Genomic DNA, 583 nt, shown 5'->3' on the forward strand with positions numbered 1-583 from the left:
GGTGGTGTCACTGGTCACCGACTCTTCCAGCACCTGCGGCTGTTTGCCTTCGTGGTGGACTTCGGTGAGCAGCCACAGGTCGTTCCACTTGGCTTTCGGATGTTCTTTCAGCGCGAGGAAATGGCCGCTGACCAGTAACGGCTGGTCGCTCTTGCCTTCGGCGAGCTGGAAGTCGCTGCGATGACGTTCGAGGGCGCGTTTGGCCAGGTGTTTGCCGCGCTCGCGGTCGATGAAACGGCCCGGGTAATCGTAGTCCTCGAGGTCGGGCAGGGCGTCGCCGCGGTTTTCGCTTTCCAGCGTCAGGCGCGGTTTGTCGAAGTCGTAGTCGCGGCGGGTGGTGCGGCTGGTACGGGTTTCCAGGCGCAGGTCGAAGCGTTTGATCACCGGGTTGCTGGCGACCATGCCGGAGTCCTGCTGATAGGCCACCGGCGCCAGTTTCTTGAACACCGTCTGGTCATCGCCGAACACCAGTTTGTGCGCCGTCGCGCTGTGCTGGAAGTGGTAGTGAATGCCTTCTTCTTCGCACAGGCGCTGGATGAAATGCAGGTCCGATTCGTCGTATTGCACGCAGTAAATGCGATCG

Annotated in this window: 1 protein-coding gene; it reads right to left on the bottom strand. The window is 61.2% G+C overall.

Annotation, left to right across the window (positions count from 1 at the left end; genetic code table 11):
- Positions 1-583 (bottom strand): type VI secretion system tip protein TssI/VgrG (gene tssI / locus CAF74_RS28880; protein WP_139832945.1); only part of this gene is annotated, 583 nt, incomplete at both ends.

It is taken from the genome of Pseudomonas sp. R45(2017) (genome assembly GCF_002112305.1).
Classification (GTDB): domain Bacteria; phylum Pseudomonadota; class Gammaproteobacteria; order Pseudomonadales; family Pseudomonadaceae; genus Aquipseudomonas; species Aquipseudomonas paraglycinae.